General features: G+C 30.6%; 15 protein-coding genes and 2 tRNA genes. 7 read left to right on the forward strand and 10 right to left on the reverse strand.

From position 1 onward, the window contains the following. Positions 1–21: 21 nt before the first annotated feature. The 5 genes from purL to WH52_RS01010 all read right to left on the reverse strand — a co-directional run bounded on the left by purL (position 22) and on the right by WH52_RS01010 (position 7036). Positions 22–3693, reverse strand: a complete 3672-nt coding sequence (gene purL, locus WH52_RS00990) for a phosphoribosylformylglycinamidine synthase (RefSeq protein ID WP_086029051.1) — start codon at positions 3691–3693, stop codon at positions 22–24. Between the two features lie 103 nt (positions 3694–3796). After that, positions 3797–5929, reverse strand: a complete 2133-nt coding sequence (locus tag WH52_RS00995) for an endonuclease (RefSeq protein WP_086029052.1) — start codon at positions 5927–5929, stop codon at positions 3797–3799. 4 nt (positions 5930–5933) lie between these two features. Next, positions 5934–6722 carry a carboxypeptidase-like regulatory domain-containing protein gene (locus WH52_RS01000; RefSeq protein WP_086029053.1) on the reverse strand — a complete coding sequence of 263 codons (789 nt, stop codon included), beginning with the start codon at positions 6720–6722 and terminating at the stop codon, positions 5934–5936. A gap of 120 nt (positions 6723–6842) precedes the next feature. Then, positions 6843–6926, reverse strand: a tRNA-Leu gene (locus WH52_RS01005). 37 nt (positions 6927–6963) lie between these two features. Continuing rightward, positions 6964–7036: transfer RNA gene (locus tag WH52_RS01010), tRNA-Lys, on the reverse strand. 105 nt (positions 7037–7141) lie between these two features. Here WH52_RS01010 and WH52_RS01015 point away from each other — a divergent pair. Continuing rightward, positions 7142–7660, forward strand: coding sequence for a shikimate kinase (locus tag WH52_RS01015; protein ID WP_086029054.1), 519 nt, complete (start codon positions 7142–7144; stop codon positions 7658–7660). On the opposite strand, the gene WH52_RS01020 is transcribed toward WH52_RS01015, so the two are convergent. After that, positions 7652–8155, reverse strand: coding sequence for a phosphoribosyltransferase family protein (locus WH52_RS01020; protein WP_086029055.1), 504 nt, complete (start codon positions 8153–8155; stop codon positions 7652–7654). The two genes, WH52_RS01015 and WH52_RS01020, sit on opposite strands and share 9 nt — an antisense overlap. A 9-nt stretch (positions 8156–8164) precedes the next feature. Next, the gene (locus tag WH52_RS01025; RefSeq protein ID WP_086029056.1) at positions 8165–8548 is read right to left on the reverse strand and encodes an RNA-binding S4 domain-containing protein; all 384 of its coding nucleotides are present in this window, start codon (positions 8546–8548) and stop codon (positions 8165–8167) included. A gap of 79 nt (positions 8549–8627) precedes the next feature. Between WH52_RS01025 and WH52_RS01030 the strand changes: the two genes are divergently transcribed. Then, positions 8628–9521: an FKBP-type peptidyl-prolyl cis-trans isomerase gene (locus WH52_RS01030; RefSeq protein ID WP_086029057.1), complete on the forward strand. Its 894-nt coding sequence runs from the start codon at positions 8628–8630 to the stop codon at positions 9519–9521. A gap of 35 nt (positions 9522–9556) precedes the next feature. On the opposite strand, the gene WH52_RS01035 is transcribed toward WH52_RS01030, so the two are convergent. The 3 genes from WH52_RS01035 to WH52_RS01045 are packed head-to-tail and all read right to left on the reverse strand — an operon-like array spanning position 9557 to position 12540. Next, entirely contained in the window at positions 9557–10258 is a 702-nt protein-coding gene (locus WH52_RS01035) for a pseudouridine synthase (protein WP_086029058.1), read from the reverse strand. Between the two features lies 1 nt (position 10259). After that, positions 10260–11357, reverse strand: a complete 1098-nt coding sequence (locus WH52_RS01040; protein ID WP_086029059.1) for a TlpA family protein disulfide reductase — start codon at positions 11355–11357, stop codon at positions 10260–10262. Further along, positions 11344–12540, reverse strand: a complete 1197-nt coding sequence (locus WH52_RS01045) for a multidrug effflux MFS transporter (RefSeq protein WP_086029060.1) — start codon at positions 12538–12540, stop codon at positions 11344–11346. The genes WH52_RS01040 and WH52_RS01045 overlap by 14 nt, the downstream gene beginning before the upstream one ends. A 118-nt stretch (positions 12541–12658) precedes the next feature. Here WH52_RS01045 and WH52_RS01050 point away from each other — a divergent pair, with 118 nt between their 5' ends. The 5 genes from WH52_RS01050 to WH52_RS01070 all read left to right on the forward strand — a co-directional run bounded on the left by WH52_RS01050 (position 12659) and on the right by WH52_RS01070 (position 18043). After that, positions 12659–13660, forward strand: coding sequence for a metal-dependent hydrolase (locus tag WH52_RS01050; protein WP_086029061.1), 1002 nt, complete (start codon positions 12659–12661; stop codon positions 13658–13660). 148 nt (positions 13661–13808) lie between these two features. Further along, the gene (locus WH52_RS01055) at positions 13809–14936 is read left to right on the forward strand and encodes a methionine aminotransferase (protein ID WP_086029062.1); all 1128 of its coding nucleotides are present in this window, start codon (positions 13809–13811) and stop codon (positions 14934–14936) included. 72 nt (positions 14937–15008) lie between these two features. After that, a complete protein-coding gene (locus tag WH52_RS01060) occupies positions 15009–15779 on the forward strand; it encodes an XRE family transcriptional regulator (RefSeq protein ID WP_086029063.1) in 771 nt (256 codons plus the stop codon). Then, positions 15779–17143, forward strand: coding sequence for an exonuclease domain-containing protein (locus WH52_RS01065; RefSeq protein ID WP_086029064.1), 1365 nt, complete (start codon positions 15779–15781; stop codon positions 17141–17143). Before WH52_RS01060 ends, WH52_RS01065 begins: the two co-directional genes overlap by 1 nt. Positions 17144–17215: 72 nt before the next feature. Further along, positions 17216–18043: a helix-turn-helix domain-containing protein gene (locus WH52_RS01070; RefSeq protein ID WP_086029065.1), complete on the forward strand. Its 828-nt coding sequence runs from the start codon at positions 17216–17218 to the stop codon at positions 18041–18043. Positions 18044–18063 lie beyond the last annotated feature (20 nt).

Raw genomic sequence — 18063 nt, forward strand, 5'->3', positions numbered from 1 at the left:
CATGACTTGGGTTTTTCTTTTTTAGACTTTCTTTTCTATCCATTTACGGGCATTAACAAAAGCTTCTAACCAAGGAGAAACTTCATCTTTTCTACCATCTGGGTAATTTGCCCAGTTCCATTGGAAAGTAGAGCGCTCAATATGAGGCATAGTTACTAAATGACGTCCAGTGTTATCACACATCATTGCTGTATTATAATCAGAACCATTCGGGTTGTTAGGATACCCTTCATAACCATATTTAGCAACAATATTATAGTTTTCTTCTGCTTCTGGTAAATTAAATTTTCCTTCACCATGAGAAATCCAAACACCTAATTCCGTTCCAGCTAAAGTAGATAGCATAACAGAATTGTTTTCTTGTATTTTTACTGAAGTAAATGAACTTTCGTGCTTTTTAGAATCATTATGAGTCATTTTACCATGAACTTTATGCTCTGGATTAATTAGCTCTAATTCCATCCATAATTGACATCCGTTACAAATACCAACAGATAAGGTGTCTTCTCTTTTAAAGAAGTTCTTTAAAGCTGTATTGGCTTTTTCATTATATAAAAATGCTCCAGCCCATCCTTTTGCTGAACCTAAAACGTCTGAGTTCGAGAATCCTCCTACAGCACCAATAAATTGAATGTCTTCTAAAGTTTCTCTACCAGAAATTAAATCCGTCATATGCACATCTTTTACATCAAAACCAGCTAAATACATGGCATTTGCCATTTCTCTTTCAGAGTTAGAACCTTTTTCTCTAATAATTGCTGCTTTTGGACGAGCTCCTTTCGCTATACCAACAACGTCGGCTAATTTCCCTGTGAAATGAGTAGGGAAAGTGTATTTTAATGGTTGGTTTTTATAGTTGTCAAAACGATCTTTTGCTAATCCGTTAGCTGTTTGTTTATCATCTAATAAATACGAAGTTTTATACCAAGTATCTCTTAATTCAGAAACAGATAAAGCAAAAGCATCATCGTTGTTTTTAATATTTAATCGGTCAGATTCAGTAACCATACCAATTTTAAAGAACTCAATATTATTGGTATTAAATACTGTTTCAACAGAATCATCTATAGTTTGGAATACAATTCCTGAGTTTTCTGAGAATAATAATTTTATACTATCATTCTCGTTGATTTGAGATAAATCAATATTTGCTCCAACATTTACATCAGCAAAACATAATTCTAATAAAGTGGTAATCAAACCTCCAGACGCAACATCGTGACCAGCAACGATTTTCTCTTCTTTAATTAAATCTTGCATTACATTAAATGTAGATTTAAAGAAATCGTTGTTGACAATAGTAGGAGTGGAGTTTCCTATTTTATTTAGGATTTGAGCAAAAGAACTTCCTCCTAACTTAAACTCATCTTGCGATAAATTGATATAGTAAATACTTCCTTTGTTAGGTTTTAAAACTGGTTCTATTACTATAGATATATCATTACAATTTGCTGCTGCTGAAATAACTACTGTACCAGGAGAAATTACTTCTTCATTTGGATACTTTTGTTTCATTGATAAGGAGTCTTTTCCTGTTGGAACATTGATCCCTAAATCAATAGCAAAGTCAGATATAGCTTTTACCGCTTTGTATAAACGTGCATCTTCACCTTCATTTTTACAAGGCCACATCCAGTTTGCAGATAATGAAACTGATTGCAATCCTTCTCTTAATGGTGCCCATACGATATTAGATAATGCTTCAGCAATAGAATTTTTACTTCCTGCTTCTGGAGCAATTAAACCAGAAATAGGAGAGTGCCCAATTGTAGTAGCAATACCTTCTTTTCCTTTATAATCTAAGGCCATTACCCCCACATTATTTAAAGGAATTTGTAAAGAACCAACACATTGTTGTTTTGCTACTTTACCACCAACACATCTATCAACTTTATTTGTTAACCAGTCTTTACAAGCAACAGCTTCTAGTTGAAGTACTTGCGCTAAATAGTTTGTAAAGTTTTCTTTGTTATAGGTAGGTTCTGCATAGTTTCTTTGAACCGTTTTATCGGTCATAATCGTTTTAGGAGAGCTTCCAAACATATCTTCTAAAGCTAAATCCATTGGTTTATTACCATTGGTTTTAGATTCAAAAGTAAATCTATGATCTCCAGTAACATCTCCAACAGTATACATTGGAGAACGCTCACGTTCTGCAATTCTGTTTAGTGTTTCAATATGTTTTTCCGCAATTACCAATCCCATTCTCTCTTGAGATTCATTTCCAATAATTTCTTTATCAGAAAGGGTAGGGTCTCCTACAGGAAGCTTGTCTAAATCAATATTACCTCCAGTATCTTCTACTAATTCAGATAAACAGTTTAAATGTCCACCTGCACCATGATCATGAATAGAAACGATAAAGTTTTCTTCACTTTCTACCATTCCACGAACGGCATTTGCAGCACGCTTTTGCATTTCTGGATTAGAACGTTGAACGGCGTTTAACTCAATACCTGTAGAGAATTCACCAGTATCGGCAGAAGATACTGCAGCACCTCCCATACCAATTCGATAATTTTCACCTCCAAGAATTACTATTTTATCTCCTTCTTTTGGAGTGTCTTTTAAAGCCTGTTCTTTTTTACCATATCCAATACCTCCAGCTTGCATAATTACCTTATCAAACCCTAACTTTCTAGCTTCTTCTTCGTGTTCGAAAGTTAATACAGATCCACAAATTAAAGGTTGTCCGAACTTATTACCAAAATCAGAAGCACCATTAGATGCTTTGATTAAAATATTCATTGGAGTTTGGTATAACCACTTACGTTCGTCCATTGCTTGTTCCCAAGGACGATTTTCTTCTAAGCGAGAGTACGAAGTCATATATACAGCAGTTCCTGCTAATGGTAATGAACCTTTTCCTCCTGCAAGTCTATCGCGAATTTCACCTCCCGATCCGGTAGCAGCACCGTTAAAAGGCTCTACGGTGGTTGGGAAATTATGAGTTTCTGCTTTTAATGAAATTACAGATTCAAACTCTTTCGTTTCATAATAATCAGAGACATCAGCACGCTTAGGAGCAAATTGCTCTACTTTAGGACCTTCTATAAAAGCTACATTGTCTTTATAAGCTGAAACAATATCATTTGGATTTTGCTTTGATGTTTCTTTTATTAATTTGAATAGGGAAGTAGGTTGTTCTTCACCATCAATAACAAAAGTTCCGTTAAATATTTTATGTCTACAGTGTTCAGAATTTACTTGAGAAAAACCAAATACTTCAGAATCTGTTAACTTTCTTCCTATTTTAGTAGAAACTTCTTCTAAATACTTAATTTCTTCTTGACTAAGCGCTAATCCTTCTTGCTCATTATAGCTAGCAATATCTTCTATTTCAAGAATAGCTTCAGGTTGAATATCAATCGTAAAAGTGTCTTGATTAAGTCCATTAAATTTTTGAGAAATCATAGGATCAAAATCAGAGAAAGCTTCGTTTACATTTTCATACTCTTCAATTCTAATAATATCCGAAATCCCCATATTCTGGGTAATTTCAACTGCATTGGTACTCCATGGAGTAATCATAGCTGCTCTTGGACCAACAAAAAAGGCGTCAAGAGACGCCGCGTTTATTTTAGGTTGGTTGCCAAATAACCAAGTAAGTTTTGAAATTGTTTCTGTAGATAATTCTTTTGTTGCTTGAACAGCAAATACTTTACTGTTTTGGTTTCCGAAGAAATGAATCATTATGTTAAGTTGTGTTTGTGTTGTTGTTTTAAAGGCGTAAATTTAATTCTTTTGTATGAAATAGAAGTATAAAAAAAGCTGCAAAATTTTGCAGCTTTTTTATTTAGTTTATAATTATTTTTCTAGTAGTGCTTCCTTTGTCGCTTTTAATATTTAATAAATAAACTCCAGTTTTAATTTTATTAAACTCTATTGCATTTGTAGTAGTTTTAGATTCAAATATTTTTTTACCTGCAATAGAGAATAGGGTTGCTTTTTTTATATTAATATTTAATGGATTTAAAATATAGATTTTATCACTTACAGGATTAGGGTATATACTTAAACTTTTTAAAACCTCATCATTTAAACTTGCTGTTGCGGTTTCATGTTTGCCAATTCCATCTACAGTATCTTTATTAAAAGAGTCCCATTCATTATCTTTATCAAAAGTAGTATTAGGTGATGTTACAGTGCTTTTTCTTCTTAGAGTAACATCTTTTGCAAAGTTTGCGCTTCCTCCATTAAAAACTCCAATAATATCAATTAAAACATCGTTTTTAAATAACCCTACAGGGTCGTTTCCATTAAAATTAATAGGGGCTCCAAAGTGTGGGGATACATTAGGAACAACTAAATCTGCTTCATCAATTAAAGTTTGAATTGAAGCTTGTCCGTTAATAACTACATAAACGTCTCCAGCAGCTAAAGTTCCTGATAAAGTTAATGGTGATACCCATTCACCAGAACCATTTGCTTGTCTTTTAATACTATAAATTGATAAATCTACAGGAGCAGAAGTAACATTTGCGATTTCAAGAGCTTTGTTATTACTACCTCCTTCGACATATTCTGAAAAGAAGAGTTCACTAGCGTTATTTGTTGAACCATCTGTAGTTGTACCATTTACAGCATTACTTAAAGACGATTCATTATTAGCAGCATCTAATGCCGAAACTTGAACACTATACGTCGTAGATTTTGTTAAGCCTGTGGCTGTGTATTCTAAAGATGATGACGAACCAACTTTATTACCATCTAAATAAATATTATAGCCAGTTACTGCTGTATTGTCTGTTGATGCTGTCCAAGAGACTTTAAAAGAAACATCGGTTTGATTACCTATAAAAACATTAGTTGGAGTTGTTGGTTTTTCTGTATCTTCTAAAGTAGTTCCGTTAACAGGAGAGCTTTGAGCAGATTTGTTATCTGCTGCATCTTTAGCTAATACTGTAAAAGAATAAGTTGTATTATGATTTAAGTTTGAAATGGTAGTACTTGTGGTTGTAACATTTTTATTTAATGCACCATCAACAAAAATATCATATGAAGTAACAGCTGTATTGTCAGTAGAAGCTGACCAAGAAATATCTACACTAGAGGTAGTTATATTACTTAGGCTAACGTTAGATGGAGTAGTAGGAGCTTCAGTATCATTATTTGTGTATATTCCCCAAATATCTTCAGCCAAAGGTCCTCCCCAAATTCTTGTTGCTAATCTAGGGTTATCTATGAAAGGATTTCTATTTCCTTGAGCATACGTGTTTGAAGTATTTCCATGATAAGTGTTTCTTTGTTTTTCAAAATCTGAAACAGGGTCTTCTGCATTCCACTGTAAAAACAAATCAATCATATTGTCAGGAGTATCTGTTGTACTACCAACTCCAACAGCAGTAGGCAAACATTGATCTCCGTATCGTAAATACATATACATCATCATTCTAGCTACATCACCTTTCCATTCATCACCTGGGTACCAACCTCCAGTTACAAAGTTAGAATTTCCTGAACCAGAAGCAAATTTACTATTACTTCTATTAGAGTTTTGAGTAGCGTCTGCAGGTCTAAGGTTGTGAGCATCTGAACCTGGACCTTCAAAACCTAAATTAGGATTACCTAGAGAGCGAGCAAAAACATGTTCTCTGTTCCATTCTCCTTGTCCACCACCATTATTATTTATTCCTCTAGTTCTGTCATTAACAATTGTTCCATCAGAACCATTTTCCCATCCGTAAATTAATAATACTTCAGAACTATTATTTGGATTTACATCAGTAGCTTTTGAAGCTTCCCAAGTATCGGGAGTATACGTTAAAAATTTAGTGTGAGTATTAGTTATTTTAGTAGCTAAAGCGTCTTTTAATGATATACCGGTGAGGTTTAAGTTGACATCATTATAATAAGCTTGTTGAGATAAAATATTACTTGATATGAATAGTAATATTATAAAAAAGATTGAGGGTAGTTTTTTTATCATTAAATTAGTTCTTAGAATTAGGGATTCTATTTCTTTCTATTTTCCCTTTTTTTAGTGCTTTATAGCTTTCATAACAATTTAATACAGCTTCGATCATTTGTAAATCGCTAGCTTTTTTAATGAAATATTCTGAATAATTACAATCCTCTAATAATTTAGTGAGTTCTTGTTTGTCCATTTCGAGGTATTCCATCATAACTTCTCTGTCGAATTTACCAGCTAACATCTTACGTAAATCGTCTTCTTTTTTTAGTTTTTTTAATTTTCTAAGCTGCTTTGGTTTTTTTCCAAAGAGATTGTATACTAAATCTACTGGGTTTAATAATTTAGCAATAGGAGAAGATGATATTCGTTGTGGTCTACCTACTTCATAGGTTTGAGGTAATCCGTTAATATGGATTCTCGTAAACCTATCTTTAGGTACTTGCTTAACATCTACTTCTAAAATACCGATTAATTTAGTAGATTTAATTACTACTTCTTTTACTTCTTCAGGTTTTTCAACTAAAGAAATGATAACTTCATTGCCTTTTAATAAATCATTTGTTACTCTAAGTTTTATAGAAGAAAATCCTAAATAAGATACTAATACAGTATCATTAGTTTTTGCAGCAAGTTCAAATAAACCATTTTCATTAGTTATGGTACCAACTACAGTATTTAAGTTTAAGATATGTGCTGCACTTAATGGTTTTTTAGTTTCTGAATGCACAATTTGTCCTTTTAACTTTTTTTGAGAAAAAAGTATTGAAGAACTTAAAAATAATATTATAAGGAGTAGATATTTTTGCATGCTGCAATAATAAAGATAATAAAGTGTTTAACAGTTAATAAACTGCTAAAAATGTTTACTATAGTAAAAACAAAAAACTCTAAAACCAGATTAGTTACTGTGTTTTAGAGTTTTTTTTTGTGCACATAGCGGGAGTCGAACCCGCACGTTCTTACGAACACAAGCCCCTCAAGCCTGCGCGTCTACCAATTCCGCCATACGTGCTTAAACAAAAAAAGTTAAGCATTAGCTTAACTTTTAGTGACCGGGCTGGGGCTCGAACCCAGGACCCTCTCCTTAAAAGGGAGATGCTCTACCAACTGAGCTACCCGGTCATTGCATTTTGTGATTGCGGGTGCAAATATACAATGGTTTTTCGTTTTGAAAAAACTTTTTTATGCTTTTTTTTTATAATATTTGTAAAAACTTAATTTACAGGTATGAAGATTATCTTGTTAGGATATATGGCGAGTGGAAAGTCGACAATTGGTAAGCTACTGGCAAAAAAAATGAATCTTGATTTTATAGATTTAGATGAATATATTGAAAATAAGGAACAATTAAAAGTTTCAGAAATTTTTAATACTAAAGGAGAAATCTATTTCAGAAAACAAGAGCATTTACATTTAAAAGAATTGTTAGATTTAGAAGGAAGCTTTGTTTTGTCGTTAGGTGGAGGTACTCCTTGCTATGCAGGTAACATGGATATAATTAACGCTGAAGAAAATGTAAATTCTTTTTATATAAATGTTAGTATTGGAACTATTACTAACAGATTAACGAATGAAAATGAAACAAGACCTTTGGTAGCTAATATCTCTAAAGATGATTTAGTTGAATTTGTAGCTAAACATTTATTTGAAAGAAGTTTTTTTTACAATCAATCAAAGTTTGTTGTAAAATCTGATGATAAAGAACCAATCGAAATTGTAGATGAAATATACAGCTTATTAGCTTAAATAAGCTGTAGTCATATTGTTTTCAAACTTTACAGTTATATGCTCTTTTATAGATGTAGACAAAGAAATACCTTTAAAATCGGCTTTTACTGGATATTTTTTATGATTTCTGTTTACTAAAACTGCAGTTTTAAATCGTTTTAATGGTACATTTAAAAAATGTTTTACTCCATATATAAGTGTGGTTCCTGAGTTCAATACATCATCAATAAGAATTAATGGTTTATTTGAATATTTTTCAGGAGTAATTGAGGTTGTTATTTCGTTTAATGGGTTTTGTTTATCAATAAAAACTTTACAAAGCGTTATTTTTATTGGAGAGATTTCTTGTAATGTTTGTGCTAATTTTTCGGCTAATTTGAATCCGTTTTCAACAATTCCTGCCAAAATAATTTCTTCTTCATGAATATTCGATTCATAAATTTGATAAGCAATACGCTTTATTTTTTGCTGAATTTGAGTGTTATTAAGTATAATATTATCTGTAGTTGTCATGGTTATTTGTTATAATTCATCAGTTGATTCAGATTCGTAATAATCATCAATATCTCTTCTGTCTTTTTTAGTAGGCCTACCAGTACCTTTTTTTCTATAGTAGTCTTTAGAATATTTTAATAATTCTGTCTTTTCAAACTGTTCTTTTGGGGTTAGGTCTTTTCTGTAAAGGTCTACTAATTTTGCTCCAACTCTGTTTGGAGGAATGTCTAAAACCTTAATTTTATAATTTATTTGGTTTTTTCTGACCAAAATTTCTTCATCACCATATATTTCTTTAGAAGGTTTAAGGTTTGTTCCATCAATTTTAACATGTCCTTTTTTACATGCATTTGTAGCTAAACTTCTTGTTTTAAATAGTCTTATGCACCACAAATATTTATCAATTCTCATACAAAAAGTTAAAATTGTTCGTTAAGTTTTTTACAAAGGTATAAAAATGGTAAATTGCGCGTCAAAATTCAAAAACTAAATGATAAAATTTAAACATCTTTTTTTAACTATTATCGGAAGTGTTGTATTATATTCTTGTGGAAGTGATAATAATACAACTCCATTTGATCATGAGGCACAAGCAAAAATTGATAATGATAGTATTGTGAAATTCTTAATGAATCATTATTACGATACTGATAAAGATTCGGTAAAACCCTTGGTTGCAGGAAAAGTAGCTTTATTAAAAGATGCTGATACTCCTAATGATCCTAGTAAATTAAAAATTCAAACATATAAAGAAGGAGATGTTGAATATAAGTTATATGTTTATGTAGCGAGAGAAGGGGCTTATGCTCCGAGTGAAGATAAAGGTTTTCCAACTGTGATGGATTCGGTATATATTAAGTATAGTGGACAAAGAATAGTTAATAAAGATAGTCTAACTAGTCCGTTTGATGGAGCAACTAGATGGTTTACTTTAAATGGTGTAGTTAGAGGTTGGACTCATGGAATTTCAGGAAACTTCAAAGGAGGTAATAATATAACTAATAATGGGCCAATTACTTTTGAAAATGGAGGTAAAGGAGTTTTATTTATCCCTTCTGGTTTAGCTTATAGAAATCTAGGAAATGGTAATATACCTGGAAATGCAAATTTAATGTTTTACGTAAATCTTTTTGATATTGTAAAGGATACTGATCATGATAATGATGGTGTTGCATCAATTTTTGAGGATCCTGATAAAGATGGTGATCCTAGAAATGATGATACAGATGGAGATAGGGTTGCGAATTTTGGAGATGTAGATGATGATGGAGATGGTAAATTAACCAAAGATGAAGATGCAAACGGAGATGGAGATCCAAGAAATGATTTTAGTGATCCAAATAAGCCAGATGTACCAGATTATTTAAACAGAGATATTAGATAAATAAAAAATCCTCAACAAAATTGTTGAGGATTTTTTTATGAGTTAATCTTCCAGTCAAATTCTTTAAATATTATTTTCCAATTTTCAGGCAATTCAGTGTTTAAGCAAAATGGTTTGTTTAAGTAAGGGTGTTTGAATTCTAATTGTTTTGCGTGAAGGAACAGGTTGTCTACACTAAAATTTTCTATGAACATAGTGTTATGGTTCTTATCGCCATATTTAGGATCACCAATTAAAGGATGACTAATCTTATTCATATGAATTCTTAGTTGATGTAGTCTTCCTGTTTCTGGCTTTAATTCAACTAAGCTGTATCTAGAAGAATCGTAAGGTTTTACAGGTATGTCTAAGATAATAGTTTGTAATAAGTTCAAGTTAGTTAAAGCTTCTTTATGTACTTTACTATCTCTTCCTTTTACTGGAGAATCGATTGTTTTTTCTTCAGGAGCAAAACCTCTTACTATTCCTAAATAAGTCTTTTTTATCGTGTTATTTGTAAATAATTCTTGAAATTTGGCTACGTATTTAGTTTCTTTGGCTAAAAGAATTATCCCAGAAGTTTTTCTATCTAATCGGTGAATTGGATAAAATTTCTTTTCAAATTGGTTGAACAATAATTGTAATAAAGAATCTTCTTCAATAACATTTCTAGAATGATATGCATGATGAACCACAACATTATTGGGTTTAGATACAGCAATAATGTATTTATCTTCGTAAATAATAGGAACTTTCAATTTAGTTACAGATTTTTTTGAGTTCTTTTTCTAACTCAGTGATTGATATTTTGTTTTTAATAATCCTTCCTTTTTCATCTAATAAAACCATGTGTGGAATTGAGGAAACATTATACATGTTTGATATTCTATTGAAGTCATCATACACATGATCCCAATTTTCTAATCCATCCTCATAAATACCGTTTTTCCATTCGTTAACAGATCTATCTTCAGAAACAGATAAAATATCGAAACCTTTATTTTTATAAGTAGTATATAATCGTTTTAAAACAGGAGAAACTTCTCTACAAGGAGCACACCAACTTGCCCAAAAATCAATTAAGACAACTTTTTTATTTTTTAAAACATAACTGAGCTTGGTTTGTCTTCCGTTTAAGTTTACTGCAGAAAAATCTTTAGCAATAGGTCTGTTTTTAATTGTGTTTATTTTTTCTAAGTTATTGATTTTATTTAATTTGCACCTTGTTAATTGAAGTGTTTTTTTGTTTTTAATTATATTAATGAAACTCTTTATTTCTGATGAAGTAAAGGGAGAGGTATTCATAATAAAACGACTCAATTCGTTATTTTGATTATTAACAATGAATGAGATATTTTTCTTTTTATTCAGTTTATAAAGACTATCAGATTTCTTTAAAAAACTAGAAAGAGAGATGTTTTTATTTTTAAAGTTATTGTAATAATCAATTATAAAACCATTGTTTGACTGAATATTTTGATAGTACTTAAAAAGTCTAATATGAAGTTCATTTTCTTTATTAGTAATTATAATATCATTCGAAATGAATACTTTATAAGTACTTTTTGAGTTGCTCAAGTAAAAAGGAGTAAAAGTTTTTGAATCAAAACTCAAAAAGTATACATTTTCAAGATGTTTCTTTTTAAAGGAAAAGAATGAATTGGAAACTTTTGCACTATCAATTTTAGTAGAATCTAAACTGAATAAATAAGCTTTAGAAAGTTTTTTAGAATCAGTATCAATTCTGGTAATATCAAAATTTACTCCCTTTCTTTTTTCTAGTTTCTCAGTTTTACATGATAAAAAGAAGAGAAATATTGCTACAAAAAATGGTAAAAGAGTATTATCTAACTTCATGTTTCCTTGCTATAGACAGCAAAATTAATGATAAAACCCCACAAACAAAAAAACCGATAAAAAGTGGGAGAGAAGTAGTATTGATAAATCTACCTATATAGGTTGCGATTGGAACTGCCATTATTGTAGATACAAATCCGTTTATTGCAGATCCAATTCCAGCAATATGCCCTATAGGTTGCATCGCCAAAGCTCTTAAATTACCAAACAAAAATCCAATAGAAAAGAATTGAATTCCGAAGAAAAATAATAGTATTGAGATGTTTGGATTTTCGCTTCCGAAGAAAATAAAAATGTAGCTTAAAGATATTAAAGTAAAAGCAACCATAAAGATACTAACCAATTTAAACATACCTAATCGAATAACCAATGTACCGTTTAAAAAAGTAGCCAAACCTACAGCAATAGCTAAGCCAGCAAATATATATGGGAATTCTTCTTTTAATCCATATTGCTCTTCAAATATTTTTTGAGAAGCAGAAAGATAAACCATAAAAGAACCTGTAATTAATCCAGAAATAAGCGTAAATAAAATTGCTTGTTTATGTTTTAAAAATTCCTGAGTTCCGCTAATAAATAAATTGAACTTGAATTGTTTCTTATGTTCAGGTTTTAAAGTTTCAGGTTGGCGTTTCCATAGCCAAAACATTACTAAAACACCAAATAATAACTGACTTATAAATATTGCTTTCCATCCGTAACTATCTAAAACGATCTTACCTAATGCAGGTGCAACAACAGGTACAAGAATAAAAATAACCACAATAAAAGACATGATACGAGCCATATAATCGCCACTAAAACTGTCTCTTACCATGGCAATACTGATAGTTCTTGGAGCTGAAAGACCTATTCCTTGTAGAATTCGTCCAATAATCATCATTTCTAAACTATTAGCATATACACAAATGAAACTTGCAATTACAAAAACTATGAATCCAAAATAAATTACAGGTTTTCTTCCTAAACTATCAGATATTGGTCCCGAAATTAACTGTCCGAATCCTAAACCAAGAAAAATCATGGTAACCAATAATTGATTGTTGGTAGTTTGTGTAATTCCTATAGACTTTCCAATATCTGTTAAGGCGGGTAATAATGCATCAATAGAAAGAGCTACAAGCGACATTAACGCTGCCATTAATGTAATAAACTCTAATTGCGATTTTTTTTGTTTTTGCATTTTGCAAATGTAGGAATCAAATTTAGTTCTCGAGAAGTTTTAACTTAGGAATATATCCAATAAATAATAACCACTAGAAAACTGAAAATAAACTATTTTTGTTTTCAAAATGCAATAATTGGATTCATTAACACAAATAGTTTTAGGAGCTTCTGTAGGAGAGGTTGTTTTAGGAAAAAGGTTAGGGAATAAAGCACTGTTTTATGGAGGAATTGCTGGTACTATTCCTGATCTTGATGTACTATTTGGAAAATTAACCGATACCATTACTGCTACAGAATGGCATCGCGGAATTAGCCATTCAATCATATTTTGTGCAGTTATGGCTCCCTTATTAGGGTGGATAGTCAATAAAATTGAACAAAAAAGTAATCTGGGTTGGAAACCTTGGGCTAAGTTGTTTTTTTGGGGATTAATAACACATCCAATATTAGATGCATTTACTTCTTGGGGAACGCAACTCTTTTGGCCATTTACTACACGTATAGCCTTCAATTCAATTTTTGTGATTGATCCGTTGTATACCGTGCCATTTTTATTGTGTACGTTGCTCGCAATGTTTTATAGAAGAGAATCGAAAATCAGAAGACGCCTTAATACAACTGGATTAATCGTTTCTACTACTTATTTATTTTTGGCTTTATTCATAAAATCTGTAGCTACTTCTAAATTTGAACAAGCTTTACAAAAACAAGGTATTACTTACACAGAAATTAGTACACGTCCATCTGCTTTAAATACCATATTATGGAATGCTAATATTGATACTCCAGACTCTTATTTAATGGGAGAATATTCCTTTTTTGATAGGCAACCTATTCATTTTATCAAATACCCTAAAAATCGTACTATTTCTATAGGTTTAAACGATTTTTCAGAAGTACAACGTCTTATTGCTATTAGCAAAGGTTGGTATATTATAGAAAATAAAGATGATAAATGGTATTTTAATGATCTTCGTTTTGGAACTATTCCTAAAAAGGATGGAAGCTCATTTTTTGTGTTTTCCTATCTTTTAGAAAATAAAAACGGAAAATTATACGCTACTGAAGTACCTAAAACAGATAGAGATGCTAAATTTTTAATGAAGCGCTTGTGGGAAAGAATAAAAGGAAACTAACCGAAAAGAGGTTTATCAATATTTGTATTGAGGTTTAGATAGAACAAACTTGTTGAGTTTGTCATTCCCGTGAAGCTTGTACTCAACTTGATTGGGTAATGGGAATCTAAATAAATATACTATTTTCGTGTAAATCTATTTTATTCAAATGTCTAAATTACCAAACGCTACCGCTAGTATATTCTCTGTAATGTCGCAATTAGCAAATAAGCACAATGCGATTAATTTATCACAAGGATTTCCGAATTTCCCTGTTGATGAGCGTTTGCTTCAAATACATGAACGACTATTAAATGAAAACATTCATCAATATACACCGATGGCAGGTTTACCATCTTTATTGAATAAAATTGCTTCACTAACCAATAAAAATTATCAAAGAGAAATTAATACTGACACAGAATTATTAATTACTTCAGGAGCTACTCAAGGAATTTTCACAACCATTAATGCTTTGGTTAATTATGGTGACGATGTACTTATTCTAGATCCGAGTTACGATAGTTATGAACCATCAGTTTTAGTAGCAGGAGGGAAACCAGTTCGAATTTCATTAAATGATGATTATTCTCCTAATTTTAATCGAATTGAAGCTGCAATTACAGCGAAAACAAAACTGCTGATTATTAATAATCCGCATAATCCAACAGGTAAAATATGGAATGAACAAGATTTTGAAGCTTTAGAAACAATCTTAGAAAAGTATGAAAATATATTGTTGCTAAGTGATGAAGTTTATGAATACATTTCATTTAAACATCCACATATTTCAGTTAATACACGACCTAAATTAATCAATAGAGCCATTATAGCTTCTTCTTTTGGAAAATCATTACATGTTACAGGCTGGAAAGTAGGTTATTTGATTGCTCCTGAACCTTTAATGAAAGAAATAAAAAAGGTGCATCAGTTTTTAGTGTTTAGTGTAAATAGTACAGCACAACACGTGATTACTAAATATTTAGATATAGTAAATTTTGATGAAATTTCAACAATGTATGCCAATAAGAGAGCTTTGTTTTTAGAAGGTATACAAAGCAGTTGCTTTAAAATACTCCCTTCGGAAGGAACATATTTTCAAGTTGTAAATTATTCAGAAATAAGCAATAAAAATGATGTTGAATTTGCCAAAGAATTAATTACTAAATATGGAGTAGCAGCTATTCCAATTTCAGTATTTTACAAAGATGCTACCGATAAAAAGATGCTTCGTTTTTGTTTCGCTAAAACAGATGAAACATTAATTAATGCAGTTAAAATATTAAATAATATATAGTTATAAGTTTTTTTGTTTTTCTTTTACAGGTTAGCTACAATTTGTATCAAATCTTGATTATATTTGTAGCAAATGAAAAGAATAGCACAAAATATACGTCATTTACGAAAGTTAAAAGAGTTAACACAAGAGCAGTTTGCTAATGATGTAAACATTACTCGTTCTAGAGTTTCATCGTATGAAGAAGGTCGGTCAGAACCTTCTATAGACTTCTTAATCACAATTTCAGAATATTTTAAATTACCTATAGATATATTGGTTAAAAACGACTTAACCTTTTCTAATGAATCTTCGTTTATCGAAATAGGAAATCAAAGAGTATTGTTCCCTATCACTGTAAACGACAATGAAGAAGATCTAATAGAAATTATTCCTACGGAAGCTTCAGCAGGTTATTTATTAGGATACGATGATCCTGAATACATTGAACAACTTCAACGAATAAAACTTCCTTTTTTACCTGTAGGAAAACACAGAGCTTTTCCTATTAAAGGAAATTCTATGCACCCTATGAAAGATGGAGCTTTTGTTGTTGCTAAGTTTATTGAGAGTATTTATGATGTTAAAGATGGGGTTTCTTACATTATTGTTACTAAAAACGATGGAATAACTTATAAAAGAGTGTACAGTAGGATAGAGGAGAACAATAGTTTATTATTAATACCAGATAATAAAAACTATCAAAGTTATAATGTTCCTATTTCTGAAGTGGTTGAATTATGGGAGTTTACATGTAGTATAAATACACAAGAATATGATGAAAGAGATTTAAAAATTAGTAGTATAGCTGGTATGTTAACAGAACTTGGAGTGGAACTAAAAGCTTTAGCAGAGTTAAAATAATGAACTATGCTGTCGTTGATATAGAAACCAATGGGGGTGTAAAAATAACTGAAATAAGTATTTTTATTTTTGATGGTAATGAGGTTATAGATGAATTTACAACTCTAATAAATCCAGGAACTTTTATACCTCAATTTATAACAAATCTCACAGGTATAACCAACCAAATGGTTAGGCAAGCTCCTAAGTTTGAAGAAGTAGCTAAAAAAATCCATGAAATTACTGAAAATTGTGTGTTTGTAGCACATAATGTAAACTTCGATTATGGCATTATTTCTAAGGAATTTAATTCTTTAGGGTTTAAATTTAAAAGAAAGAAACTTTGTACAGTTCGATTATCTAGAAAGTTAATTCCTAATAGAAATTCGTACAGTTTAGGTGAAATTTGTAGCCATCAAAACATTGAAATAAAAGATAGGCATAGAGCTAAAGGAGATGCTGAAGCTACCGTTATTCTATTACAGAGATTATTAGCATTAGATGAAAATGGAGAAGTGGTCCAAGGTTTTTTAAAAGCTAACTCAAAAGAAGCAACCTTACCACCATTGTTATCGAAAGACATATTTAATAAACTGCCTCAAAAACATGGAGTTTACTACTTCTGGAATGTAAAAAAGGAGATTATTTATGTAGGTAAAGCAAATAATTTAAAACAACGAGTACTGAGTCATTTCCATGACAAAAAGAAAAAGGAAATAGAAATGTGTATGTTAATAGCGAACATCACTTTTGAAGAAACAGGAAATGAATTGATCGCACTATTGTTAGAATCATCAGAAATTAAAAGATACTATCCTAAGTTTAATAGAGCGCAAAAAAAGAAAAATCCGACTTTAAGTTTGTTTAGCTATGAAGACAGGAAAGGAATAATTCATTTAGCATGGAATAATTCTAAAATTGTAAAAGATTCAATTCGTAATTTTTATTCGATTAGAGAAGCTAGGTTGTTTTTAGAAGAACTTTGTAAAGAATATGAATTGTGTCCTAAATACTGCCATCTTCAAACTACGAATAGCAGTTGTTTTGATTATACTATTGAACAATGCAAAGGTATTTGTATAGAAAAAGAAGCTATTGAAGACTATAATGATAGAGTTTTGCAAGCAATAAAATCTTTAGCATACGACAAAGATGAATTATTAATTAAGTTAAATGGTAGAAATAGCGAAGAAATCAGCTTTGTTCTAATATCCGAGAACTCTTATAAAGGCTTTGGTTATTTAAACAAGAAAGAAGAAAACAACTTAGAAAAAGCTTATTTAGAAAGTTTAATTAATCATAAAGAAACTACAGAAACAAAGAAAATAATTGGTTCATTTATAAAAAATAATACTGATAGTTTTGAGTTGATTCCCATTATGTAAATCTTACCTTTTTAAGTAGTATAATTAAGTTACTGACTAGTAACATTATCTAACCATATTCGTCTAGTGAATATGCAACAACTCAACCAAGGAAAGTATTACGGAGCTCATAATCAAGAATTAAATTTCAATAATTTTTTAATTACTGATACAGTTTATACTCATGATAAAGTAGATTGGCATTATCATGAAAACCCATATTTTACCTTTTTATTAGAAGGTAAACTTTATGAAGCTAATAAAAAAGAAGATTATTATTTAGAATCTGGGAGCTTACTGTTTCATAACTGGCAAGATGCTCACCACAATATTAAACCACCTGAACATACTAGAGGTTTTCATATAGAACTCACTAAAGATTGGTTTAACTGTTTTGATATATCGTTATTAAATATTGAAGGAAGTCTTCAACTTGAAAATCCGTTTATAAAGCAAAATATTTATAATATTTTTTTGGAGACAAAGAAGTCAAATGAATTTTCAAAAACTAATATTGAGCTTTTACTTTTAAATTCATTCTCAAGAATTGAAACTTATATAGAAACAAAAGAAGAGAAGCAACCACATTGGGTTAATAAAGTTCTTGAAATTATACATGATTCCCCAGAACTTTGTATGTCATTAACAAGTTTGGCTTTAGAATTGAACATACATCCAGTTCACTTATCAAGACAGTTTCCTAAATATTTTAAAACCTCATTAGGGAATTATATTAAATACACTAGGCTAAACAAGGCAGTTTCTCTAATAATCAATAAGGGCAAATCTATGACAGAAATTGCAGTAGAAGTAGGGTTTTATGATCAAAGTCATTTTACAAATTTGTTTAAAAAAGAGTTTAATATTACACCATTAGCTTTTCGAAAAAAAACTCAAAATGTTAATTTCATACAATTTTAGGGTATTTGGTTTTCAGTTCT

Origin of the sequence: Tenacibaculum holothuriorum, assembly GCF_002120225.1 — a bacterium.
GTDB lineage: Bacteria > Bacteroidota > Bacteroidia > Flavobacteriales > Flavobacteriaceae > Polaribacter > Polaribacter holothuriorum.